At 58.2% G+C, this 24,016-nt stretch carries 22 protein-coding genes; 7 read left to right on the top strand and 15 right to left on the bottom strand.

The annotated features are described in order from the left end of the window. Positions 1-60: 60 nt before the first annotated feature. The 6 genes from B9Q17_RS02915 to gloB all read right to left on the bottom strand — a co-directional run bounded on the left by B9Q17_RS02915 (position 61) and on the right by gloB (position 8,360). A complete protein-coding gene (locus B9Q17_RS02915) occupies positions 61-1,659 on the bottom strand; it encodes an ABC transporter ATP-binding protein (RefSeq protein ID WP_094624041.1) in 1,599 nt (532 codons plus the stop codon). 1 nt (position 1,660) lies between these two features. Further along, the gene (locus B9Q17_RS02910; RefSeq protein WP_094624040.1) at positions 1,661-2,683 is read right to left on the bottom strand and encodes an ABC transporter permease; all 1,023 of its coding nucleotides are present in this window, start codon (positions 2,681-2,683) and stop codon (positions 1,661-1,663) included. Beyond that, positions 2,683-3,768 (bottom strand): microcin C ABC transporter permease YejB, encoded by a 1,086-nt coding sequence (locus B9Q17_RS02905; RefSeq protein ID WP_094624039.1) that lies wholly within the window; start codon positions 3,766-3,768, stop codon positions 2,683-2,685. The genes B9Q17_RS02910 and B9Q17_RS02905 overlap by 1 nt, the downstream gene beginning before the upstream one ends. 46 nt (positions 3,769-3,814) lie before the next feature. Beyond that, positions 3,815-5,647 (bottom strand): extracellular solute-binding protein, encoded by a 1,833-nt coding sequence (locus B9Q17_RS02900; RefSeq protein ID WP_094624038.1) that lies wholly within the window; start codon positions 5,645-5,647, stop codon positions 3,815-3,817. Between the two features lie 12 nt (positions 5,648-5,659). Continuing rightward, positions 5,660-7,399, bottom strand: coding sequence for a LysM peptidoglycan-binding domain-containing protein (locus B9Q17_RS02895; RefSeq protein ID WP_094624037.1), 1,740 nt, complete (start codon positions 7,397-7,399; stop codon positions 5,660-5,662). Positions 7,400-7,565: 166 nt separating this feature from the next. Then, the gene (gloB, locus tag B9Q17_RS02890) at positions 7,566-8,360 is read right to left on the bottom strand and encodes a hydroxyacylglutathione hydrolase (RefSeq protein ID WP_094624036.1); all 795 of its coding nucleotides are present in this window, start codon (positions 8,358-8,360) and stop codon (positions 7,566-7,568) included. A 118-nt stretch (positions 8,361-8,478) separates the two neighbouring features. Between gloB and B9Q17_RS02885 the strand changes: the two genes are divergently transcribed. The 4 genes from B9Q17_RS02885 to B9Q17_RS02870 all read left to right on the top strand — a co-directional run bounded on the left by B9Q17_RS02885 (position 8,479) and on the right by B9Q17_RS02870 (position 12,317). Then, positions 8,479-9,279, top strand: a complete 801-nt coding sequence (locus B9Q17_RS02885) for a class I SAM-dependent methyltransferase (protein WP_094624267.1) — start codon at positions 8,479-8,481, stop codon at positions 9,277-9,279. After that, positions 9,280-9,723 carry a ribonuclease HI gene (gene rnhA, locus B9Q17_RS02880; RefSeq protein WP_094624035.1) on the top strand — a complete coding sequence of 148 codons (444 nt, stop codon included), beginning with the start codon at positions 9,280-9,282 and terminating at the stop codon, positions 9,721-9,723. Positions 9,724-9,767: 44 nt separating this feature from the next. After that, positions 9,768-10,478, top strand: coding sequence for a DNA polymerase III subunit epsilon (gene dnaQ, locus B9Q17_RS02875; RefSeq protein WP_094624034.1), 711 nt, complete (start codon positions 9,768-9,770; stop codon positions 10,476-10,478). A 132-nt stretch (positions 10,479-10,610) separates the two neighbouring features. Continuing rightward, entirely contained in the window at positions 10,611-12,317 is a 1,707-nt protein-coding gene (locus B9Q17_RS02870) for a FimL-related protein (protein ID WP_094624033.1), read from the top strand. Positions 12,318-12,404: 87 nt separating this feature from the next. On the opposite strand, the gene B9Q17_RS02865 is transcribed toward B9Q17_RS02870, so the two are convergent. Continuing rightward, complete coding sequence (locus tag B9Q17_RS02865) at positions 12,405-12,719, bottom strand: SCP2 sterol-binding domain-containing protein (RefSeq protein WP_058340870.1); 315 nt, start codon at positions 12,717-12,719, stop codon at positions 12,405-12,407. Positions 12,720-12,896: 177 nt separating this feature from the next. Here B9Q17_RS02865 and sohB point away from each other — a divergent pair, with 177 nt between their 5' ends. Then, positions 12,897-13,961: a protease SohB gene (gene sohB / locus B9Q17_RS02860; protein ID WP_094624032.1), complete on the top strand. Its 1,065-nt coding sequence runs from the start codon at positions 12,897-12,899 to the stop codon at positions 13,959-13,961. A 9-nt stretch (positions 13,962-13,970) separates the two neighbouring features. Here sohB and B9Q17_RS02855 read toward each other — a convergent pair whose 3' ends face one another. The 4 genes from B9Q17_RS02855 to metH form a co-directional block, all read right to left on the bottom strand. After that, on the bottom strand, positions 13,971-14,477 hold the full coding sequence (locus tag B9Q17_RS02855; RefSeq protein WP_094624031.1) for a DUF934 domain-containing protein: 507 nt from the start codon (positions 14,475-14,477) through the stop codon (positions 13,971-13,973). Next, positions 14,470-16,122 carry a nitrite/sulfite reductase gene (locus tag B9Q17_RS02850; protein ID WP_094624030.1) on the bottom strand — a complete coding sequence of 551 codons (1,653 nt, stop codon included), beginning with the start codon at positions 16,120-16,122 and terminating at the stop codon, positions 14,470-14,472. Before B9Q17_RS02850 ends, B9Q17_RS02855 begins: the two co-directional genes overlap by 8 nt. Before the next feature lie 343 nt (positions 16,123-16,465). Further along, complete coding sequence (locus tag B9Q17_RS02845; RefSeq protein ID WP_058340874.1) at positions 16,466-16,708, bottom strand: DUF2970 domain-containing protein; 243 nt, start codon at positions 16,706-16,708, stop codon at positions 16,466-16,468. Positions 16,709-16,724: 16 nt separating this feature from the next. Continuing rightward, positions 16,725-20,423: a methionine synthase gene (metH, locus tag B9Q17_RS02840; protein ID WP_094624029.1), complete on the bottom strand. Its 3,699-nt coding sequence runs from the start codon at positions 20,421-20,423 to the stop codon at positions 16,725-16,727. Between the two features lie 243 nt (positions 20,424-20,666). Between metH and nfuA the strand changes: the two genes are divergently transcribed. Both nfuA and B9Q17_RS02830 read left to right on the top strand, forming a co-directional pair. Next, positions 20,667-21,254 (top strand): Fe-S biogenesis protein NfuA, encoded by a 588-nt coding sequence (nfuA, locus tag B9Q17_RS02835; protein WP_058340876.1) that lies wholly within the window; start codon positions 20,667-20,669, stop codon positions 21,252-21,254. Positions 21,255-21,437: 183 nt separating this feature from the next. Continuing rightward, on the top strand, positions 21,438-22,589 hold the full coding sequence (locus B9Q17_RS02830; protein ID WP_094624028.1) for a DUF445 domain-containing protein: 1,152 nt from the start codon (positions 21,438-21,440) through the stop codon (positions 22,587-22,589). A 16-nt stretch (positions 22,590-22,605) separates the two neighbouring features. On the opposite strand, the gene B9Q17_RS02825 is transcribed toward B9Q17_RS02830, so the two are convergent. The 4 genes from B9Q17_RS02825 to tusD are packed head-to-tail and all read right to left on the bottom strand — an operon-like array spanning position 22,606 to position 23,999. Continuing rightward, positions 22,606-22,932: a TusE/DsrC/DsvC family sulfur relay protein gene (locus tag B9Q17_RS02825; protein WP_094624027.1), complete on the bottom strand. Its 327-nt coding sequence runs from the start codon at positions 22,930-22,932 to the stop codon at positions 22,606-22,608. A 3-nt stretch (positions 22,933-22,935) separates the two neighbouring features. Continuing rightward, a complete protein-coding gene (gene tusB / locus B9Q17_RS02820; RefSeq protein WP_094624026.1) occupies positions 22,936-23,226 on the bottom strand; it encodes a sulfurtransferase complex subunit TusB in 291 nt (96 codons plus the stop codon). Positions 23,227-23,238: 12 nt separating this feature from the next. Then, positions 23,239-23,589, bottom strand: coding sequence for a DsrE family protein (locus tag B9Q17_RS02815; protein WP_094624025.1), 351 nt, complete (start codon positions 23,587-23,589; stop codon positions 23,239-23,241). Positions 23,590-23,591: 2 nt separating this feature from the next. Beyond that, entirely contained in the window at positions 23,592-23,999 is a 408-nt protein-coding gene (gene tusD / locus B9Q17_RS02810) for a sulfurtransferase complex subunit TusD (protein ID WP_058340881.1), read from the bottom strand. Positions 24,000-24,016: the final 17 nt, after the last annotated feature.

Genomic DNA, 24,016 nt, shown 5'->3' with positions numbered 1-24,016 from the left:
CTCCCTGTGTTCCTGTGATTTGCGCGTATTATCCCCGACCGGGGTACACGCGGGTAACGGTCAATTGGTCGTAGTCTGGTAGAAGAAGGCTGCGTTCAGCAATTCCCGGGTGTACGGCTGTTCCGGTTGCCGGAAAATCTTCTCCGCATCGCCGTACTCCACGATGCTGCCATGATGGAGCACCAGCAGTTTGTGGCTCAATGCCCGGACGACGGCCAGGTCATGGCTGATAAAGATATAGCTTAACCGATATCGCTGCTGTATATCCCGCAACAGTTCGATCACCTGTTTCTGCACGGTTCGGTCCAGCGCGGATGTCGGCTCGTCCAGGATGATCAGCTCAGGTTGCAGAACCAGGGCACGGGCGATGGCAATGCGCTGGCGTTGCCCACCGGAGAACTCATGGGGGTATCGGTGCCTGGCTTCCGGGTCCAGGCCGACATCCTGCAAGGCCCGGATGACACGGGCTTCGTGCTGGTCCTGGTTGTCCGGGTCGTGAATCGTCAGGCCTTCGCCAACAATTTCGGCAATGGACATGCGCGGGCTCAGGCTGCCGAACGGGTCCTGGAACACAATCTGGATACGCTTGCGCCAGGGCCGGAAGGCTTTCTGGGTGAGGTTGCCGATGTCGGTGCCACCCAGCTGGATGTTGCCGGTTGCGCCGGTAAGCTTTAACAACGCGTGGCCGATGGTGGTCTTGCCACTGCCGCTTTCGCCGACAATGCCCAGGGTTTCCCCGGGGCGCACTGTGAAAGCCACGTCCCGAACGGCGTGGTAGCTCTCTTTTACCCGGCCAAACAGGTCCTTTTTGATGGGGAAGTGCACGTTCAGCTTATCGACTTTGATCAGCTCAGGGCCGCCGGTTTCTGCCGCAACCGGGTGTTCCGGTGGCTCCGCATCAATCAGCTTGCGGGTGTAGGGGTGGGATGGCGATTCAAACAGGGTGGCGACCGGTGCTTCTTCGACCCGTTTGCCGCGCTCCATAACCACCACGTTATCGGCATACCGGCGCACCAGGCTCAGGTCATGGGTAATCAGCAGCATGGCCATACCGAGCTTCTGCTGAAGGGATTTCAGCAGTTCCAGCACCTGCTTCTGTACGGTGACATCCAGGGCGGTGGTGGGTTCGTCCGCAATCAGTAGCTCCGGCTCGTTGGCCAGGGCCATGGCAATCATGACCCGTTGCTTCTGCCCACCAGAAAGCTGGTGCGGATAACTCTTGAGGCGACGTTCCGGTTCCGGAATGCCCACCAGCGCCAGCAGTTCCATGCATCGCGCCCGGGCTTGCTCGCCCCGCAGGCCCATGTGCAGTTCCAGCGTTTCGGTGATCTGCTTCTCTACCGTGTGCAGCGGGTTCAGGGAGGTCATGGGCTCCTGGAAGATCATGCTGATCTTTCGCCCCCGGATTTGCCGCAACCGTTTTTCCGGGGCCTTCAGAAGGTCTTCGCCCTGATAGGTGATGCTGCCAGACGGATAGTCGGCGTGGCGCTCGTCCAGAAGGCGAAGTACCGACAGGGCGGAAACCGACTTGCCGGAACCGCTTTCACCCACCAGCGCCAGGGTCTGGCCTTTGTTGATGGATAGCGACAGGTCGTCCACCACCAGCGGGCCCTTGTCGAAACGGATGGAAAGCCCCGAGATGTTCAGTAGTTCGCTCATATCAGTTCTTTCTCGGGTCAAAGGCATCACGCACGGCTTCACCGGTAAACACCAGCAGGGTCAGCATTACGGACAAAGACACGAACGCTGAAATGCCCAGCCAGGGTGCGTGCAGGTTGGACTTGCCCTGAGCGATCAGTTCCCCCAGGGATGGCGACCCGGATGGCAGGCCGAAACCCAGGAAATCCAGTGAGGTCAGGCCGGTAATGGCACCGGTCAGGATAAAGGGCAGGAAGGTGAGGGTGGCGACCATGGCGTTGGGCAGTATGTGCCGGAACATGATGTGACGGTTCTCCAGGCCCAGGGCACGGGCAGCCTTCACGTACTCGAAGTTTCGGGCCCGCAGGAATTCGGCGCGCACCACATCCACCAGCCCCATCCAGCTGAACAGCAGCATGATGCCCAGCAGCCACCAGAAATTGGGCTGAACGATAGCCGACAGGATAATCAGCAGGTAGAGCATGGGCAGGCCGGACCAGATTTCGATGAACCGTTGCCCGAACAGGTCAACCTTACCGCCGTAATAGCCCTGAATGGCACCGACAATCACGCCCACAATACAGCTGGCAATAGTGAGGGTCAGGCCGAACACCACGGAAATCCGGAAACCGTAGATAACGCGGGCGGCGACATCCCGGCCCTGGTCATCGGTGCCCAGCCAGTTCTCCGCACTGGGGGGCGCTGGTGACGGTACATCCAGGTCGTAGTTGATGGTGTTGTAGCTGAAGCGGATCGGTGGCCAGATCATCCAGCCTTTAGCGTTGATTTCCCCGGCGATAAAATCATCCCGGTAGTCCGTTTCGGTGGGTAGGAAGCCGCCAAAGGTTTCCTCCGGTACGTTCTGTACTACCGGGAAATACCAGTCGCCCTGATAGGACACCATCAACGGCTTGTCGTTGGCGATCAGCTCGGCGGCCAGGGACAGGCCAAATAGCAGCAGGAACAACCACAGGCTCCAGTAGCCGCGCCGGTTGGCCTTGAAGTTACTAAGCCGTCGCTTCTGTATGGGAGAGAGTGTTGGCATTACGCACCCTCCCGGCTTTCAAAGTCGATACGGGGGTCCACCAGCACGTAGGTGATGTCGCTGATCAGCTTCAGGACCAGGCCCATCAGGGTGAAGATGTACAGGGTGCCGAAGATGACCGGGTAATCGCGATTGAGGGCGGCCTCGAAACCCAGCAAGCCCAGCCCGTCCAGGGAGAAGATAACTTCAATCAGCAGGGAACCGGTAAAGAACAGCGACACCAGTACCCCGGGCAGGCTGGCAATCACAATCAGCATGGCGTTACGGAATACATGGCCGTAAAGCACCTGTTTTTCCTCAAGGCCCTTGGCCCTGGCCGTAACCACGTACTGCTTGCCGATTTCATCCAGGAAGGAGTTCTTGGTGAGCAGGGTCAGGGTGGCAAAGCCGCCAATTACGTTGGCGGTTACCGGCAGGGCCAGGTGCCAGAAGTAGTCACCAATCTTCTGGTACCAGGTCATCTGCTCGAAATCGGCGGAGGTCAGCCCCCGCAGCGGGAACCAGTCGAAGTAACTGCCACCGGCAAACAGTACGATCAGCAGGATGGCGAACAGAAAGCCGGGGATGGCGTAGCCCACCACGATGGCGGAACTGGTCCAGACGTCGAAGCGCGAACCGTCCGAGACCGCTTTGCGAATACCCAGGGGAATAGAGATCAGATAAATGATGAGGGTAGACCAGAGCCCCAGGGATATCGAAACGGGCATTTTGTCGATGATCAGTTCGATGACCGTACGATCCCGGAAGAAAGACTCGCCGAAATCGAAGGTGGCGTAGTCCTTTAACATCATCAGAAAACGTTCATGGGCGGGCTTGTCGAAGCCGTACATTGCCTCGATTTCTTGCAGCAGTTCCGGAGGCAGGCCCCGGGAACCCCGGCTGTCAGAAGAGCCGGTCGCCACCTCGCCGCCGGTGTCCCCGCCACCGGCCCGGGCAAGGGCACTGCCGCCGTGGCCTTCCATTTCAGCGATCAGCTGTTCTACAGGCCCGCCGGGCGCCGCCTGCACGATGATAAAATTCAGCAGCATTATCCCGACCAGGGTCGGGATAATCAGGGCCAGCCTGCGGAGTATGTAAATGCCCATTGAGGGGAGGAGTCCTTCCGTTACTGCTGTGGAATAAACCGGCGGATCAGGGTTTGACCCACCAGTTGTTCAGGTCGATACCGTTTTTCGGTGTGACCTCAGGGCGCTGCAGTTTGTTCCAGTACGCAACCCGGTCCCTGGTCAGGTGCCAGTGGGGGATCACGTAGTGGCCGTGCAACAATACCCTGTCCAGGGCGCGGACGCGGTATACCAGTTCGTCCCGGTCCGGTGCCTGGATGACCATCTCCACCAGGCGGTCCACCACCGGGTCACTCACACCCATGTAATTGCGGGAGCCGGACACATCCACGTTGGATGAGTGCCAGTATTCACGCTGCTCATTGCCCGGAGAATCGGACTGGGGCAATACCTGGGTGATCATGTCGAAATCGAAATCCCGTACCCGCTGAACATACTGGTTGCTGTCCACCAGCCGCACGGATACATCAATCCCGAGGCGCTCAAGGTTCTGCCGGAAGGGCAGGACAACGCGCTCGAAGCTTTTCTGGAACAGCAGCACCTCAAAGGCCAGTGGCTTGCCGGTTTCTGTGTGCACCATCTTGCCGTCGCGGACGCTGTAGCCGGCTTGCTGCAGCAGTTGCATGGCCGTGCGCAGGTTATCCCGCATGGAAGTGCCGTCACCGGTCGTCGGAGGCGTGTAGATCTCGGTGAAAACAGCCGGGTTCAGCTGATCCCGGAACGTCTCGAGAATCTCCAGCTCGCGACCGGAGGGCAGGCCGGAGGAGGCCAGGTCGCTGTTCTCGAAATAGCTGTCGGTGCGGGTGTACTGATCGAAGAACAGGTTGCGGTTGGCCCATTCAAAGTCAAAGGCATAGGCCAGGGCCCTGCGTACCTTCGGGTCTTTGAACACTGCTTTGCGAGTGTTGAAGACAAAGCCCTGCATGCCGCTGGGGCGGTGGTGTTCAACTGCTTCCTTGGTGATTTCGCCGTTGTCGAAGCCGCGCCCGGTGTAGGCAGTGGCCCAGTTCTTGGCGGAGGTCTCCACCCGCAAATCGAAGTTGCCGGCCTTGAAGGATTCCAGGGCGACGGTGTCGTCGTTGTAGTACTCGTACTTGATGCGATCGAAATTGAAGCGGCCCCTGCGGATGCCAAGGTCTTCCGCCCAATAGTCATCGACCCGCTCATAGGTTACCGAGCGCCCGGCCTCGTAGCTGTCGATGCGGTAAGGGCCGCTGCCAACCGGGACATCCAGGCCGTTACCTTCGAACTTGCGGTCGGCCCAGTAGTGGGCCGGCATCACAGGAATCTGCCCGAGGATCAGGGGCAGCTCACGGTTTTCGGTGGCACCGAAATCAAAGCGGATACGATGGCTGTTTTCGACGGTGACCTTGCTCACGTCTGCATAGTAGTTGCGGTAAAAAGGGTGGCCTTCGGTGGTGAGTATCCGGTGCGAGAATTCAACGTCTTCGGCGGTAATGGGCTCACCGTCCTGGAAGCGGGCCTGCTCCCTCAGGTTGAAGATCACGTAGCTGCGGTCTTCCGGTACTTCAACGCTCTCGGCGATCAGTCCGTATTCGGAAAACGGTTCGTCGGCAGAGGATTCCAGGAGGGTGTCGTAAACGTAGGTACTGACGCCAGCTGCCGCAACACCCCGGATAACAAACGGGTTGAAACTGTCGAAGCCGTTGGCGACCACAGACATACGCAGGGTGCCGCCCTTCGGGGCGTCCGGATTTACGTAGTCAAAGTGGCTGAAATTTTCCGGATACTTCAGCTCTCCGTGCATGGCAATGCCGTGCACGGGAGCGGGATTCGAAGCCGCCGGGGTTTCCGCAACACTGGTTGCTGCGGCGGCCATCAGGGCCAGGGAGGTGAAAATACTGGTCAGTGAAAAGGCGGCTTTCCGTGTTTTTATCATGGTTCTCGCACGTTAAGGGCTGTTTCTTATGTCAACGTAGAGTACCAGACTTTGTCCGGGTTGCAGATAACGCTTGGTATTAAGATCGTTCCATGATGCGATGTCCCGCACATTCACCGAGAAACGGCTGGCAATGGCAGACAGTGAGTCGCCACTGCGGACCCGGTAGCCTACCTTGCGAACCATCGCCTTGCTGCGGGCGGAGTTGTTGGAGGCAACGGTGGGTTGTGCGTTCTTGGACCAGATAACCAGCTTCTTGCCGGGAATCAGTGGGTCGCCGGGGGCCATGCCGTTCCAAGCGGCCACTTCACGCACCGACACCCGGTGGTCGCGGGCGATGTCCCAGAAGGTGTCGCCGGAACGCACGGTATAGGCAACCTTGTTGCCATCCCGCTTGCGTGACTGGGTGCGCTGCAGGCGCTGGGACTGGCTCAGGGCATAGGCATCAGCGCCGCGGGTTGAGGATGGAATCAGCAAGCTCTGGCCAATGCGGATCAGGTCGGAATCCAGCTTGTTCACCTGGCGCACCACGGACGTAGTCGTGCCGAACTTCCGGGCGATGCTGTTCAGGTTGTCGCCCTTGCGGACCTTGTAGTTCTGCCACGATACACGCTGTTCTTTCGGGAAATTCGCCAGGGCCTGGCGGAACTCTCCGGCATTCTGTTTCGGAACCAGGAGACGGTGCGGGCCTTCCGGGTTGGTGGCCCAGCGATTGTAAGACGGGTTCAGCAGGTAGATTTCATCAATATCCACCCCGGCCAGCTCGGCAGCCTGGGCCAGGTCCAGCTGTGAGCCGGTATCCACCACTTCGAAGTAGGGCTCGTCGTCCAGTGCTGGCAACTCGATGCCATAGGCTTCGGGGTTGTCGAAGATCTTTGCCAGTGCAATCAGCTTGGGCACATAGTGTCTGGTTTCCTTGGGCAGTGACAGAGACCAGAAATCCGTCGGCTTTCCAGCATTCCGGTTACGCCGCATGGCGCTGGATACGGTGCCGCCACCGGCATTATAGGCGGCCAGGGCGAGGGTATAGTCACCGTCAAACCGCTTCGCCAGACGGTCCAGGTAGGTCAGGGCTGCGTCGGTTGCTTCCAGCACATCTCGGCGGTCATCGTGCCACCAGCTTTGGGTCAGGCCGAAGTATTTGCCGGTAGAAGGAATGAACTGCCAGAGGCCGGCTGCCCGGCCATGGGAGTAGGCAAACGGGTCGAACGCACTTTCGACAATCGGAAGCAGGGCCATTTCTGTCGGCAAACCCCGTGCCTCGGTTTCTTCCACAATATGGTGCAGGTAACGGGAGCCTCGTTCGACAACCCGCTTGATGTAGCTCGGGTGGCGGGCGTACCAGTCGAGTTGCGATTTGACCCTGGCGTTGTCGACAGCGTGGTCCATGGCGAAACCTGAACGCATCCGGTCCCAAAGGTCCTGGCTGTCGGCACTGGCATCTGCCCGGGTTTTCGGATCATCCAGCTTTTGCCGGGCATCCTTCGCCTTGGCGCGCAGTTCCGGGGATATGGCGTCATCCAGCGGGGCATCCGTGGCTTCATCGCTATTGCCGGCAGCCACCGAGGCTTTCAGGTCTTCGTCTCCCCGGGCTACTACTATCTTCTCGGAATCCACCGGGTTGCCTTGCTGGTCAGTGTCCGATCCGAACCAGGCTGATGGGGAGTTCCAGTTCTCCATGATCTGGGGACTGCTGCAGGCAGAAAGCAGCGAGGAAGCAAGTAACACATATGAGAGTCGTTTGACCGGCATAAAAGAGTTCCGAGTAGCGCCGGCAGCGTCATGTATAAAGGGCCGGCAGAAATGACTGGTTACGGTCGATAGCAGGTTGGGATTCTAAGAAAGCCCTTTCACGGCGGTCAAGAATTGCCGTGTTACAGCTGTGACAAGAACTGTTAACCGGCAGCGCCGGAAAGGATCAGAAATGATCCTTTCCGTGCCGGACGGCTGCAAAAATTTCGCTGTCCGAGCCGGAGGGCAAACCCTGCTCGGCGCAGTACCGATGGGCGGCTTCTGCCACTGCTGGGTCGTCCCAGCGCAGGAACAGGTTCAGCGATTTCTCGGCGGCTATGGTTGAGGGCACGGTGGGCAGGCCCTGGTCACGGCGTGCCTGGCACTGCTGCTCGAAATCCGCCAGGGCCTGGTCGTCGGGCAACCAGCTGCGGGCAAAGCGCAGGTTGGCCAGGGTGTATTCATGGGCGCAATACACGGCTGTATCCCCGGGCAGGTCCCGGAGGGTGCTCAGGGACTGGTGCATTTGCTCCGCCGTGCCTTCGAACAAGCGACCACAACCGCCAACAAACAAGGTGTCGCCACAAAACAGTACCGGCTTGCCATCGACCTGTGTGGGGCTGAAATAAGCCAGGTGGTCGAGGGTGTGGCCCGGCACGGCCAGCACGTCAAAGGTCAGCCCCTGCCAGACAACTTCGTCACCGGGGTGAACCGGGTGATTGCTGCCCTTGAACGGGGATTCCGCCGGCCCGACCACGCGCACGTCTGGCCATGCCTGCTGCAGGTTTTTGATGCCGCCGACGTGGTCCGGGTGATGGTGGGTAACCAGGATGGTGTCTGCAACCAGGTTGTGGGCGGCCAGGTAGTCTTTCACCGGCTGGGCCTGCCCCGGGTCTACAATCAGTGCCTTGCCGGTGTCCTGGTCTGCCAGGCACCAGATATAGTTGTCTGAAAACGCCGGAATCGGGTGAATACTGAACATGGTGACCCCATGTGCTCGATGAATGTGCCTGTTATGATAATGCAACCGTGCTGTCATCCCAAGAAGCGCGCCCGTGAATCCGGCCCGGAACAGGGGCGCTGATGTTGGAGAAATCCTGGTGAAAGGTTTGCAGCCTGTAGATTATTCCGCACGCCACGAAAGTTTCGAGCGCTGGATACAGACCCCGCTTGGCCGCGCCCTGCTGGCCAGCCAGCGGCGTGTCCTTGACCATCACCTGGATGGATTAACCGGCGCCCGGCAATTGCAGGTGGGGCTGAGCCATCGATTGCCCCTGGCCAGCGGTACCGACTTCTCCCAGAAAATTATCACCACGCCAGCCTGGTATCCCCACATGCCGGACGGCGTAGCGGTTTGCGATGCGGACGAGTTGCCGTTTCCCGGGGATTCCATGGACCTCGTCATCCTGCACCACACTGCCGACTTTTCACCGGATCCACACCAGGTGCTCCGGGAGTCGGCCCGGGTTTTGCGGGGAGAAGGGCACCTGGCTTTGATCGGATTTAACCCGCTGAGTCTCTGGGGCGCGCGCAAGCTTGTTTCCCGGCATCAGCTTGGCCCATGGGGCGGTCGTTTTCTGCTCCGGGCGAGGATGGAAGACTGGCTTCGGTTGCTGGGGTTTCAGCTGGAGGGCAGTGCCACGTTTTTCTGTACGCTTCCGCTGCAAAGAAAGGGCAACTATATAAGCCGGCAAAGCAAAGACCTGGAATGTCATGGACATTTCCTGCCAGTCGGGGCCTATTACTGTATCCTTGCCCGCAAACGTGTCTATGCTCGGTTGCAGCGGCGGGTGCCGTGGCGTAAAACCCGGGTCGTGTCGTTACCCGGGGCTGTGGGTTCCCACGGAACCTGCGCCAGCACCGGTACGGTAAAGAAACAGCAGAACAGTTCAGGAGTGTGAATGGCCTGCAAGGTAGTGATGTATACCGATGGTGCCTGTAAAGGTAACCCGGGCCCCGGTGGGTGGGGTGTATTGTTGCGTTATGGCGACGCCTGCAAAACCATGCACGGCGGAGAGGCGCAAACCACCAATAACCGTATGGAACTCATGGCCGCCATTCAGGGCTTGAGGGCGTTGAAGCGGGAGTGTGAGGTGGAACTGTACACCGATTCCCAATACGTCCGTAAAGGCATCACCGAATGGATGGCCGGCTGGAAGCGTAACGGCTGGAAAAACTCGGCAAAGAAACCGGTGAAAAACGCCGACCTCTGGCAGGAGCTTGATGCTGAAGCCGCCCGGCACAAGGTAAGCTGGCACTGGGTCAAAGGGCATTCCGGCCACCCGGATAACGAGCTGGCGGATGAGCTGGCGAATCGTGGCGTGGCTGAGTTGTCCGGCAGCTGAACCGGCATTTTCTAAAGTCTGATGGGTATTTCTGAAGGTAAGCAATGAGACAGATCGTACTGGATACCGAAACCACGGGTATTGATCCCAACGACGGCCACCGGATTATCGAGATTGGTTGTGTTGAAGTGGTCGAGCGGGAGCTGACGGGCAGGAACTACCACGTTTACATCAATCCGGAACGGGAAGTAGAGGCCGAAGCCATAACCGTTCACGGCATTACCAACGAATTTCTGAAAGACAAACCGAAATTTGCGGAGATTGCCGACGAGTTCTTCGAATTCATCAAGGGCGCCGAGCTGGTTATCCATAACGCGGCGTTCGACGTCGGCTTCATGGATTCCGAGTTTGCACGCCTGAAGCCTGTCCGCAAAACGGCGGACCACTGCGGTGTTGTCGATACCCTGGCTATCGCCCGGGCCAAGCATCCGGGCCAGAAGAACAACCTGGACGCACTCTGTAAGCGTTACGGCGTAGATAACAGCAACCGTGACCTGCACGGCGCTTTGCTGGATGCCGAGATCCTGGCCGATGTCTATCTGCTGATGACCGGCGGCCAGACCGCGCTGTCACTGGACAGCGGCGCCGGTGACGATGGCAGCGCCGGAGGCCTGCGCAGGATCAGTTCAGAGCGCCAGCCGCTGGCCGTTGTACGCGCCAGTGATGAAGAAGCCGAAGCCCATGATGCGTTCATGGCGATGATGGAAAAACAGGCCGGCGGAACGGTTTGGAGCAAGTTACAGGGAACAGAATGAGAACTGGGTCAGGGTGTACCAAATGTTACATTCCGGCTTTCTTGAGGTACTTGAATTCTGTGTTATAAGTAATGGGAAGTTCGCCAGTTTTTTGGTAACTGATTATTCTTTGTAAGGAAGCAGGAAACGTTTATGGTTCAATCGTCTCTGGCGACGAAATCGCAGTCGTTTGATCTGGTCAAAAGCGAAATCGAACAGACCATCAAGCAGGCCGAGGCCAGCCTTGAACGTTTCCAGGAAAACCGCGAGAGCGGGGAAGACCTGCAAAACTGTGTCGATTACCTGAACCAGCTTCGCGGCATTTTCCTGTTGGTGGAGCTGCGCGGTGGCACCCTGCTTTGCCAGGAAGCCGTCAGTCTGGCCAACGATGTACCTGTTGGCGCCAACGACGACAAAAACATTCTCCTGACCACTCTCAGCGGTGCGCTGTTTATCCTTCGCCGCTATGTGGAGTATTACCACCAGCAGCGGGAAGACCATCCCGAACTGTTGCTGCCGGTGATAAACGATCTGCGCGAAGCCCGCCGCGAAAAACCTTATCCCGAATCCTGCTTTTTTGACCTGGAGGTCAGGGAGCGTCCGGATTTCTGCAAGGGCAAGGCGATTCAGCCGCTGGAAGGTGGCGAAGCGGAATACGAAATCCTTGCCCGGCGCATGCGCCTGACCTTCCAGGTGGCGTTGCTGGGTGTTCTCCGGGACAGGAACGAAGTGGTCAGCAAAAAACTGATCGCCCGCTCGGCCCGGGGCTTTGCAAGGTTATGCCAGGGCGCACCCATGGGGCAGATGTGGTGTTTGCTGGCCACTGTGGCGGACACCATGCTCGACCGGGCGATGGTGTTCAATAAAGCCCGCAAGCGGCTGCTGATGCGTATTGAGAAATACGCCCGAGAAGTGGTGTATGTGGGCAAGGTTGCTACCGCAAAAGACGCCCCTGACTCCCTGATTCGTGACCTGGTCTACCTGCTGTACCGCAGTGGTTCCGGCAACCCGGAAGTCGCCGAAGTCTTGTCAGCCTGGCAGGTAGCACCGTCTGACTTCCCGGATGCCCTGCTGGAAGCCCATTCCCGCCGCCTGTACGGGCCGGGTTCCGATGTCCTGAAATCCCTGTCGGAAGCTCTGCAGGAAGAGCTGAACCAGCTCAAGGACAAACTGGATATTATCGAACGGGGTATCGAGCCGGACCTCGCTGAACTGGTGTCCATTGCCGAGTCTCTCGAACGCCTGGCCAATACCCTGGTGATGCTCGACCTGAACCGTCTGGCCGGCGTTGCCCGTGAAGAAGCTGGCAAGCTTCGCCAGTGGCAGCAAGAGGATCGCTTGCCTGAGGAAGATGAATTGTATCGCCTGGCCGATTCGGTGCTGGGTGTTGAAGACGCGGTGATGCAGATTGTGTCCCGTGGTATTACCTCTGAAACCGACGCCCTGGCCACCAGTGAGCGTAAAGCAGGAGAGTCGATTTACCTGCAGGAAGCGGTCTGGGTGGTAGCAGACGAAGCCCGAAGTGCACTGACCCTGGCCAAGCGGGCAATTACCGCGTTTATTGAATCTGACTACGACAAGCTGCACCTGGCAAACCTGCCCGGAACATTGCGAAGTATCTGGGGTGGCCTGGTGATGGTCAACGATCCGCAGGCCGCAGATGTGATCGCGCGCGTTGCCGCTTCTATCCAGGAGCGTTTGCTGGATGCCCGCGAAGCACCGGTTTCCCAGGTACTGGAAGCCCTGGCGGATGCACTGACCTCGCTGGAATACTACATTGAGAGCATCGGCCGGCGGGAAGAGCGTAATACCGATCTTCTGAAGCTGGCGGAATCATCACTGGATGACGTGGGGCTGTAATGGCCGGCCCGCTTTTCGGGCTTTTATCCAGCCACAAAAAAAACCTGCGACTTGCGCAGGTTTTTTTGTGGAACGTTCGACAGGGAGTTAGCCCATGTTGAACAGTTCGCCCAGCTTGGTAGCCAGCATCATGTCGCCTTCGGCGCGCAGCTGACCCGCCATGAATGCTTGCATGCCGTCAGTTTCGCCGGAAACAATGCCCTGAAGGGTTTCAGAGTTCATGATCAGGGTAACGGAAGGATCATCGTGGGCACCTTCGTTCATCTTGCAGGTACCGTCATTGATTTCCAGGTTGTAGGTCTTGTCGTCTTCGATATCGAATTGGAAGACCAGGTCCAGGCCCTGTGCCGCGTCTGCGTTGAAGTTCTGTTCCAGCTTTTCAAATACCTGAGCTACAGACATTGTTTTACCCTTTTTGGTGGTTGTCTTGTCATGGTGACTTCGCAATTCGACTTTATGGGCACAGAGTGTGTGTGTCAAGCTTGATCGAACGCTTGTTTTAATTTTCTTTCGGGCTTATCACACTTGGCCCGAGCGGGTACACTCTTGGCTTTGCGAAACACTTCCGGAGACTGCATTTTGGAATTTCTCACCGAATACGGCCTGTTCCTTGCCAAGGTTGCCACCTTCGTTGTGGCGGCCATCATTCTTGCCTCTATTATCTTTTCGGCTGCCCATCGTGATCGCGATGACCACGAAGGTGAAGGTGAGCTGAAAATCCGCAAGCTGAACGACCAGTACCGCAAGTTGAAAGAGTCTATCCAGACCCGCCTGATGTCCGATGCGGAATACAAAAGCTGGACGAAGAAGAAAAAGAAAGAAGACAAAGCTGAGAAAAAGGCCGCAAAAAGCAGCAGTAAGGAAGGTGAGGGTGAGCAGCCCGGCAAGCCACGGATCTATGTGATCGACTTTGATGGCGACATCAAGGCCAGCGACACCGATACCCTGCGCCGTTCAGTGTCTACGGTGCTCAGTGTGGCAGACCCGAAAACCGATGAAGTAGTGGTGCGCCTTGAAAGTGGTGGCGGCCTGGTACACGCCTACGGCCTGGCTGCTGCGCAGCTGGACCGCATCCGCAGCAAGGGCGTTCCGCTGACGGCCTGTGTCGATAAGGTGGCTGCCAGTGGCGGTTATATGATGGCCTGCGTTGCCGACAAGATTATTGCTTCGCCCTTTGCGGTGCTTGGCTCCATAGGCGTGGTGGCACAGCTTCCCAACTTCCACCGGTTCCTGAAGAAGAACGACGTGGACTTCGAAGTGCTGACAGCCGGCGAGCATAAACGCACCCTGACCGTGTTTGGTGAGAACACCGACAAAGGCCGCCAGAAGTTCCTGGAAGACCTTGAAGACACTCACGGCCTGTTCAAGGAATACGTCAGTGAGCGCCGTCCTGACCTGGATATCCAGGCGGTGGCGAACGGTGACATCTGGTTTGGCAAGCGGGCGTTGGAGGTCAAACTGATTGACGAGATCAAAACCTCAGACGAATACCTGATAGAGGCTTGTGATCGGGGGGATGTCGTGTCGGTATCTTTCCAGCGCAAGCGTACACTGCCGGAAAAACTCGGGCTGGCTACGAGTGCCGCGCTCGAGCACACTGTGTGGAAAGTGCTGAGCGCGTTCCGTAACCAGAAGATCCAGTAACGGGCTTCCTCAGGAAGCCCGGCGGCGGAACAGCGGCACGTCGGTGTCGGCCGCCGCCTGGTAGGTCTGGGAGAAGAAGTTCAGGCAGCGGGCTGCCTTGGTGGCGTCCTTGTCTGGCCGCAAGGCAAAGGCATCAAAGCCACAGCGTTTCATGAATTGCAGCTGGTCCAGCAGCACATCACCAATCGCCCGCAGCTCGCCGCTGTAGCCGTAGCGCTCGCGCAGCAGGCGGGCAATGCTGTAGCCACGACCATCCACAAAGCGCGGAAAGTTCACCGCAATCAGCGCAGGTTCGTGCACCCGCGAGGCCAGTTGCTCCGGCTCATCATGGCTGTCGAACCACACGCCGATGTCGTCGCGGCCGGCATAGTGGTCAGCGCCTGCCAACCACAGGTCCACAGGAATTAAGGCTGGCTGGCCTTCGGGAATGTTCAGGGATTCCCCGGCTTCAGGGCGGGCAACTACTGCCCAGTTGTCGTTACGAAGGCTGCCGTCTGCAGCAATTACCTCAGGCATAAACCCGCTCCTTGAAAGGATCAAGACCGACCCGGCGATAGGTGTCCAGGAAGGTTTCTTCCTCGGTCCGCTTTTCTACAAACACATCAATCAGCTTGGCGACCACGTCCGGCATTTCTTCCCGTGCGAACGAAGGGCCAAGGATCTTGCCAATGCTGGCGTCGTGCTGTGAGGCACCACCCAGGCTCACCTGGTAGAACTCCTCGCCCTTCTTGTCGACCCCCAGTATTCCGATATTGCCCACATGGTGGTGGCCGCAGGCGTTCATGCAACCGGAGATGTTGAGGTCAATCGGACCGAGGTCATACAGGTAGTCCAGGTCATCAAACCGGCGCTGGATAGCTTCGGCGATGGGAATGGACTTGGCGTTGGCCAGGGCGCAGAAGTCGCCGCCCGGGCAGCAGATGATATCGTTCAGGGTGTGCAGGTTGGCGGTGGCAAAGCCCATCGGGGTGATGCGCTGCCAGAGCTCGAACAGGCGGTCCTGGCGCACATCTGCAAGGACAATGTTCTGTTCGTGGGTAGCCCGCACTTCGCCAAAGCTGTATTCGTCGGCCAGGTCGGCAATCTGCTCAAACTGGGTATCGGTGACATCCCCGGGCGGCGTGCCGGTCTGTTTCAGGGTCAGTGTGACGATGGCATAGCCGGGCTTCTTGTGCTCGTTGACGTTGTGGGTCAGCCACTTGTCGAACTCGCGGCTCTCGAACCGCTGCTTGCCCAGCAATTCACTGGCGTTATCCAGCGCCTGATAGTCCGGCTCGGTGAAGTAGCCCTGGAACTTTTCGATGGTTTCCCGGTTAAGGCGGGTAGGGGAATCCTTGATTTCGGCCCACTCGGCTTCCACCTTCTGTGCGAAACCCTCTGGGGTCAGTGCTTTCACCAGAATCTTGATACGGGCCTTGTACTTGTTGTCGCGGCGACCATAGCGGTTGTACACGCGAATGATCGCTTCCAGGTACGTCAGCAGGTCCAGCTCTGGCAGGAAGTCCCGGATAACCGGGGCCACCATCGGGGTTCTGCCCAGACCACCGCCTGCGTGTACCCGGAACCCGGGTTCACCCTGTTCATTGCGGACAATCTGCAGGCCGATGTCGTGAACCTGGATGGCCGCCCTGTCGGTTTTCTCCGAAGCATTCACCGCGATCTTGAACTTGCGGGGCAGAAACGCGAACTCCGGATGGAAGGTAGACCACTGGCGGATGATTTCGCAGTAGGGGCGCGGGTCGGCAATTTCATCTGCCTGCACACCGGAGAACTGGTCTGTGGTGGTGTTACGGATGCAGTTGCCGCTGGTCTGGTTGGCATGCATTTCCACTTCGGCCAGTTCCGCCAGGATATCCGGCACATCTTCCAGGTTCGGCCAGTTCAGCTGGATGTTGGTCCGGGTGGTTACGTGGGCGTAGCCACGGTCGTAATCCCGGGTAATCCGGGCCAGCCGGCGCAATTGTTCAGAGCGCAGCATGCCGTAGGGCACGCAGATTCGGAGCATGGGGGCATGACGCTGAACATAGAGACCGTTCTGGAGGCGAAGGGGAAGGAATTCCTCTTCGGAAAGCTCGCCGGCCAGCGCGCGTTCGGTCTGGTCCCGGAACTGGGCCACGCGCTCGGCTGCGATTTGCTTGTCGTGTTCATCGTAAACGTACATAGGGTAACGTCCTGCCTGCTACATCTGAGTGTCTGCATTTTCGGGCGCGAAGTGGAGCGCCTTATTCCTGATGGGCAGGATATCACCGTGTTTTTATTCTCAAAATGATTATTTCAACATAACATTATCGATTCAGGCGATAAGCCAGGTTTGTCGAGGCTGGACGAATATCAATTAACTGCTTAACTGAAGGTGGAACCACCGGGAATAACAACAAACCAAGAGGTGAGGGTAACCATGAGCAAATCTGCAGGTTCAGACAGCAAGGCCGATGCCGTAGCCGCCGTTCTGCTGGTGATGTTAACGGTGTCGTTTGCCGTGTTCTGGGTAGCCGGCCAATAGCTTACTGCCCGGCCAGTACCAGGTTCACAACAAGGATCAGGCCGCCTACGAAGGCGGCCGTAAACAGCAGCCCCGCGATAATGTAGGGGGCGGGGCTGTGGCTTGAGAAGTCTTCCTGCCGCCGGCGGTCTGATTGCACACCGAGGGCGCCGGCCAGGATGCTTTGCATGATTTTCAGAACACCCGGCGAACCGGTTTTTTGGTCTTCGTTGTCCTTTTTGTTTTTGTTGGCAACGTCAGTCATGGTTTACCGCCCTGATTTATTCTGCGGGATCATAGGCCAGGCTCGGCATCAGCCAGCGTTCGGCTTCCGCTTTTGACAGCCCCTTGCGTTCAGCATAGTCCTCAACCTGGTCCACGCCAATTTTACCCACGGCAAAGTACTTGGAGTCCGGGTGCGCGAAATACCAGCCGGAAACCGCAGCGGTCGGGAACATGGCGAAATGTTCCGTTAGCTCGAGGCTGGTGTTGGCGGTGGCATCCAGCAGTTTGAACAGGGTGGCTTTTTCCGTGTGGTCCGGGCAGGCGGGGTAGCCCGGTGCCGGGCGGATACCGCGATAGCGTTCCTTGATCAGGTCGTCATTGGCCATTTGCTCGTCGTTAGCATAGCCCCAGAACTCCTTGCGCACCCGCTCATGCATGCGCTCGGCAAAGGCTTCGGCCAGGCGGTCCGCCAGGGCCTGAACCATGATGGCGCTGTAGTCGTCGTGGGCGTTCTTGAACTCGGTGGTGAGTTCGTCCACGCCAATGCCGGTGGTGACCGCAAAGCCGCCCACATAGTCACCCAGGTGCGAACTCTCCGGGGCCACGAAATCAGACAGGGCCATCATCGGCTTGCCCGGGGCCTTCTCATCCTGCTGGCGCAGGTGGTGCAGGGTGGTGAGTTCCTCGGTGCGGGTCTCGTCGGTGTACACCACGATGTCGTCGCCCCGGCGGTTGGCCGGCCAGAAGCCGATCACGCCACGGGCACTGATCCGCTTCTCCTCAATCATCTGCTTGAGCAGTTTCTGGGCGTCGTCGAACAGGTTGCGGGCGGCTTCTCCACGCTTGGGGTCGTCGAAAATCGCCGGGTACTTGCCGGCAATGTCCCAGGAGATAAAGAACGGCGTCCAGTCGATGTATTCCGCCAGTTCGTTCAGGTCATAGTCTTCGAACACCCGCACGCCGGTAAACGCCGGCTTGGGCGGCTGGTAGTTTTCGAAATCAATCTCCGGCGCCCGTGCCCGGGCTTCTTTCAGGGATACCAGCTTGGTGCGGTCGCCACGGTTCTTGCGGCGCTCACGGATTTCGTCGTATTCGGTGCGGGCAGCTTCCACAAAGGCCGGCTTGGCGGTCTTGCTCAGCAGCTGTGACGCCACGTTGACGCAACGGGAAGCATCGGACACGTACAGGGCAATGTCGTTCTTGTAGTGAGGCTCAATCTTGACCGCAGTATGGGCCTTGGAGGTGGTGGCACCACCGATCATCAGCGGAATCTTGAAGTCCAGCCGCTGCATTTCACGGGCAACGTGCACCATTTCGTCCAGCGATGGAGTGATCAGGCCGCTCAGGCCGATGATGTCGACGTTTTCTTCCTTTGCTTTTTCCAGGATCTTGTCGCAGGGCACCATCACGCCCATGTCGATCACTTCGTAGTTGTTGCACTGGAGCACCACGCCCACGATGTTCTTGCCGATGTCGTGCACATCGCCTTTCACCGTGGCCATCAGGATCTTGCCCTTGGCTTGCTGGTCTTCGGTTTTTTCCGCCTCGATGTACGGAATCAGGTGGGCGACCGCCTGCTTCATAACCCGGGCGCTTTTCACCACCTGGGGCAGGAACATCTTGCCATCGCCAAACAGATCGCCGACCACGTTCATGCCGTCCATCAGCGGGCCTTCGATCACCTCGATCGGATGGCTGGCATTCTGGCGACAGGCTTCGGTGTCTTCGATGATGAAGTTGGTGATGCCTTTAACCAGAGCGTGCTCAAGCCGCTTCTCAACCGGCCATTCACGCCAGGCCAGGTCTTCTTCTTTAGCCTGGCCGCCTTTGCCTTTGAACTTCTCGGCCGCTTCCAGCAGGCGGTCGGTGGAGTCTTCGCGGCGGTTCAGCACCACGTCTTCCACCAGTTCTTTCAGGTCCGGCTCGATTTCATCGTAAATCACCAGCTGGCCCGGGTTTACGATACCCATGTTCATACCGGCCTTGATGGCGTGGTACAGGAACACCGAGTGGATGGCTTCGCGCACGGCATCGTTGCCGCGGAACGAGAAGGACACGTTGCTGACGCCGCCGGAAATGGATGCGTGGGGCAGGTTCTCTCTGATCCAACGGGTGGCGTTGATGAAATCCACCGCGTAGTTGTTGTGTTCCTCGATGCCGGTAGCGATGGCAAAGATGTTCGGGTCGAAGATAATGTCGCCCGGGTTGAAGCCGATGCTGGTCAGCACATCGTAGGAACGTTTGCAGATCTCGGTCTTGCGCTCGTAGGTATCGGCCTGGCCGTCTTCGTCAAAGGCCATAACCACCACGGCGGCGCCGTAGCGCATGCAGTCTTTTGCCCGCTTGATGAATGCCTCTTCGCCTTCTTTCAGGCTGATGGAGTTCACCACTGCCTTGCCCTGAATGCAGCGCAGGCCGGCTTCGATCACTTCCCACTTGGAAGAGTCGATCATGATGGGCACGCGGGAGATGTCCGGCTCGGAGGCAACCAGGTTCAGGAAGGTAACCATTACCTCCTTCGAATCCAGCATGCCCTCGTCCATGTTGATATCGATAATCTGGGCGCCATTCTCCACCTGGTCCCGGGCAACGCTGAGGGCCTCTTCGTACTGCTCTTCCTTGATCAGGCGCAGGAAACGCTTGGAGCCGGTCACGTTGGTTCGTTCACCCACGTTGATAAACAGGGTGTTTTCGTCGCCGGTAAATGGCTCCAGGCCGGCCAGGCGCAGGGCCTTCGGGCGATCGGGAATCTGCCGGGGCGGATATTTCGCGACCGCGTTGGCAATGGCTTCAATGTGTTCCGGGCGGGAACCACAGCAACCGCCGATGATGTTCAGGAAGCCGTCTCTGGCGAAGCCTTCGATGATTTCGGCCATTTCTTCCGGAGTCTGGTCGTACTCACCGAATTCGTTGGGCAGGCCGGCGTTGGGGTGGGCGGAGACATAGGTTTCCGCTTTGTTGGACAGTTCTTCCACATAGGGGCGCAGGGCATCCGCACCCAGGGCGCAGTTCAGGCCAATGGAAATCGGCTTGGCGTGGGCCACGGAATTGTAGAACGCCTCGGTAGTCTGGCCGGACAGGGTTCGGCCGGAAGCATCGGTAATGGTGCCGGAGATCATGATCGGCAGTTCAATGCCGGAATCTTCGAAGAACTGCTGGGTAGCGTAGATGGCTGCCTTGGCGTTCAGGGTGTCGAAAATGGTTTCAATCAGGATGAGGTCAGAACCGCCTTCCACCAGGCCTGACACAGCCTCGTAATAATTATCCACCAGAGTCTGGAAATCGACGTTGCGGTACCCCGGGTTGTTCACATCCGGCGACAGCGACGCGGTACGGGAGGTGGGGCCCACGGCACCGGCCACAAAGCGGGGCTTGTCGGGATTCTTCGCGGTGTATTCATCAGCGATTTCCCGGGCCAGCCTGGCCGAAGCCACGTTCAGCTCCCTTGCCAGCTCTTCCATGCCGTAGTCGGCCTGGGACAGGCGGGTGGAGTTGAAGGTGTTGGTTTCGATAATATCGGCGCCGGCATCCAGGTATTCTGCGTGGATATTGCGCAGCAGGGCAGGCTGGGTAAGGTTCAGCAGGTCGTTGTTGCCCTGGACTTCCCGATCGTAGTCTTTGAACCGGTCGCCACGGAACGCGGCTTCATCCAGTTTCTGGTTCTGGATCATGGTGCCCATGGCGCCATCAAGAACAATGATGCGTTCCTTGAGTGCCTTTTTAAGCTGGTCCAGACGGGTGTTGCGATCGGTCATAGGGAAATCTTCCGGATGTCGTGAATAACGTCTAATACGGTTAATGGCGCGGGATCATAGCAAAAAGCGAGCAGTTCGTCTTAGTACGGATGATCATTATCAAGTGCCTTGCCGTGCGCGGCGGTTAGCCGGGTCATAAGGGAAACTCATTAGCCCGATTAATGCCCGACTATTTTACTTGGTCTTTTAAGTTCCTGCGAACTCTCCTAAAATGGAGGTCACATTTGAAAACAGGTAGGAAGCATGGCTCTGGTAACTGTTACTGATTCTGCAAGGGACTATCTTGCACAACTGATCGAAAAGCAGGATGTCGAAGGTATGGGGGTTCGTATCTTTGTGACCCAGCCCGGCACTCGTAACGCAGAAACCTGCCTGGCCTACTGTCCGCCGAACGAAATTGTCCCCACCGACGAAACGGTAGACCTGCAGAAGTTTACGCTGTACCTGGATCACAACTCGGTACCCTTCCTGGAAGAAGCCTACGTGGATTATTCCAAGGATCAGATGGGCGGCCAGCTGACCATCAAGGCGCCGAACGCCAAGGTACCCCAGGTATCTGACGATGCACCGCTGCCGGACCGGGTGAACTACGTACTGGCCTCCGAGATCAACCCCAACCTGGCGGCTCACGGTGGCGATGTATCGCTGGTCGAGATTGTTGAAGAGTCTGTGGCCGTGCTGCGTTTTGGCGGTGGCTGCCAGGGTTGTTCAGCGGTGAGTCTGACTCTCAAGCAGGGTGTCGAGAAAACCCTGAAAGAACGCGTGCCGGAAATTACCGCCGTGCGTGACGTAACGGACCACACCAACACCGAAAACGCTTACTACCAGTAAGCGACTGCTGTGGCAGGCTGACTTCCCGAGCCTGGACAGTCTGCCACAGACACCCCTCCGCCGTGGCTACACGGCCAATGCCCGAGAGTGCCTTCTGTTTCATTATTCCCGCCATCAACAGAATGACTTGGTATTTACTCGGGGTAAGTCTTGTCGGACCTAACACTTCTATCCGTGCCAGTGATGGCTGCCGTAGTTGGCTGGTTTACTAACTGGCTGGCTATCCAGATGTCGTTCTATCCGGTTCAGTTCATCGGTTTCGGCGTCGTTGGCTGGCAGGGCGTGATTCCCCGCAAAGCCGAGAAAATGGCCCACATCTGCATCGACCGCACCCTGCAGCATTTCGGCGACCTCAACTCGGTGTACCAGAAGCTCGAACCCCAGCGCATTGTCCAGCAGGTTCTGACCCAGGTATCGCCGCGCATGGACGAATACATCGATGAAGTGATGTACGAAGTGCAGCCGGTGCTTTGGGACAACCTGCCGATGTTTGTGAAAGAGCGCATTTACCAGTGGGCGCGACAGCAATTGCCATCGCGCATAGAGGAGCTGGTGGAAGACTTTGGTGACGACCTGGACGACCTGGTAGACCTGAAAGCGCTGCTGAGCCGCGAACTGCAACACCATCCGGACCTGATGAACCGCATTTTCAAACAGGCCGGTGCCGTGGAATTGCAGTCCGTGATCAACCGGGGTGCGCTGATCGGTGCCTTGCTGGGCGCTCTGCTGGTGCCGTTCTGGATATCCTACCCGCAGCCGTGGGTGTTGCCGGTGGGTGGCTTTGCCATCGGTTTTATCACCAACTGGCTGGCCATCAACCTGATTTTTGCCCCGCTCAGGCCGCGCCGGATGCTGTTCTGGAGGTTTCAGGGCCTGTTTTTGCAGCGACAGGACGAAATCAGCGACATCTGGGCGCAGCTGGTGGCCGAGGAACTGATTACCGTGGAGAAGGTGGCGGATGCCATGATTAACGGTCGCCACGGCGCCCGTACCCGCTCCATTTTGCAGAAACACCTGCGCCCGATGCTGGATAACTCCATGGTCATGCGGCTGGCTGCGCAGGTTACCGTGGGTATGTCCGGTTATACCGACCTGAAGCGGGCCATGAACGACAAGGCGGTACTGGCTACCCGGGATGTCTTCTCTGACCCGGCATTCAACAAGGAGCGGGCCCCGGTCGTCGCCGGTGTGCTGGCGGGCCAGATGAAAGCCCTCAAACCCGAAGAATTCCAGGAAATCCTGCGCCCGGCATTTCGGGAAGAGGAAATCCAGCTGATGCTGATCGGTGGCTTGTTCGGGGCAATTGCGGGCTTTATCCAGTTTGTGCTGATCTGATTACTGTAGTTCAGGCCTACAGGCAGTTGGTGGGGCGGGGCAAACCTGCTATCCGGCACGCGGTTTTGGCCGGTGTGCCGGGGAACAGCTGCATCAGGTAGATGCTGTTGCCTTTTTCTTCGCCCAGTGCTTCCTTTACCGCCTTTACGAACAGCCGGTTTGATGGCGGCGACATTTCATGTGATTTATAAAAACCCCTCAGGAACTCTATGATTTCCCAGTGCGTTTCTGATAGCTCTATTTGGTCATCTGCGGCAATCTGGCGGCCCACCTCCGGTGTCCACTGATTGGCGTCTTCCAGGAAACCTTCGTTATTGCGGGGCGGCATGTCAGTTATCGGCATGGTTTACCAGCTGATGATGCGTGAATGTTTGGCGGTCAGGCGTACCAGTTCGGCGTAGTCGATCGTTCCTGTCCGGGTTTGCTCATTCAGCGCCCGGGCGTCGACATCCGCTTTCATGGCCTTACAGGCGGCAGGAAGGGTAACGGAGCGATCGGCCAGGGCAAGTACCGCGTTTTCGGTAAGTACCAGCTGATCGCAGTCCTGGATGGCCTGGAGGCAGGTTTCAAACCGGGGGTGCCCCGGTGGCTTGTTCAGAATGTGCAGTGTCGGGTTTGCTGGCTGCGTGCTTGTCATTATCTTCCTGCCTCAGCCTGCAAAGGCCACGTTACTGTGGGCGTTCATGACGTCTTGCAGGTTTTCGGCGAGGGTGACACCGGAAACCAGTTGCTCCGGCCCAAGCCCAAAGCGCTCGCAGGACGCCGTGTCTGCAAGGATTTCTTCCACGCCGAACATGGGCGCTGCCGAGAGGTTTTTCTCCACGGATTTCTGGCCAATGGCGTCCGGAGCCTGTTGCTTGCGCAGCCAGTTGACCCCGGCGCCGGTAAAGAGCAGGGCAGCCGGCTGGTCGAAGGCGGCCAGCGAGAACACCATGTCCAGGGCCTCGCGCCCGGCCCAGGTACCATATGGGGGTTGGTCTACTATGATCAGCGTGCTCACCGTCAGTTACTCCCGTGGAAATAGATAACCCGGTCCGATTTCACATTACCTTCCACCCATTCACCAAGGCCGGCAATGCCAAACGGCTCCAGCAGGTTGTTGCCGGGCAGTTCGTAGCGGGCCTGTTCGGTATCATCAATGATTCCGCGGCGCAGCGCCGAGGCAATACAAACGGTAGCGGGAATGGCGTTGTCAGCCAGGAAGCCGGCCCACTGCTTCGGCCAGTTCACCTCGTCAGAGGGTGGCGTCGCCAGCGCCGAGGCCAGCAATACGCCCTCACCATACAGGAATACCCGGTCAATCCGGTGGCCCGCAACAAGCAATTCCCGGGCAAAGGCCAGGGCGCTCTGGGGGGCCTGGGAAGACCAGGGGGCTCCGGTGATTACGAGGGTATAGCTCAGTGGCGTCATGGCGTCCTGCACCCGGG

Origin of the sequence: Marinobacter vinifirmus, from assembly GCF_002258215.1 — a bacterium.
In the GTDB taxonomy this organism is placed as follows: domain Bacteria; phylum Pseudomonadota; class Gammaproteobacteria; order Pseudomonadales; family Oleiphilaceae; genus Marinobacter; species Marinobacter vinifirmus.
Note: the sequence above shows the minus strand (reverse complement) of the source record. Positions and strands in the feature narration are given on the sequence as shown.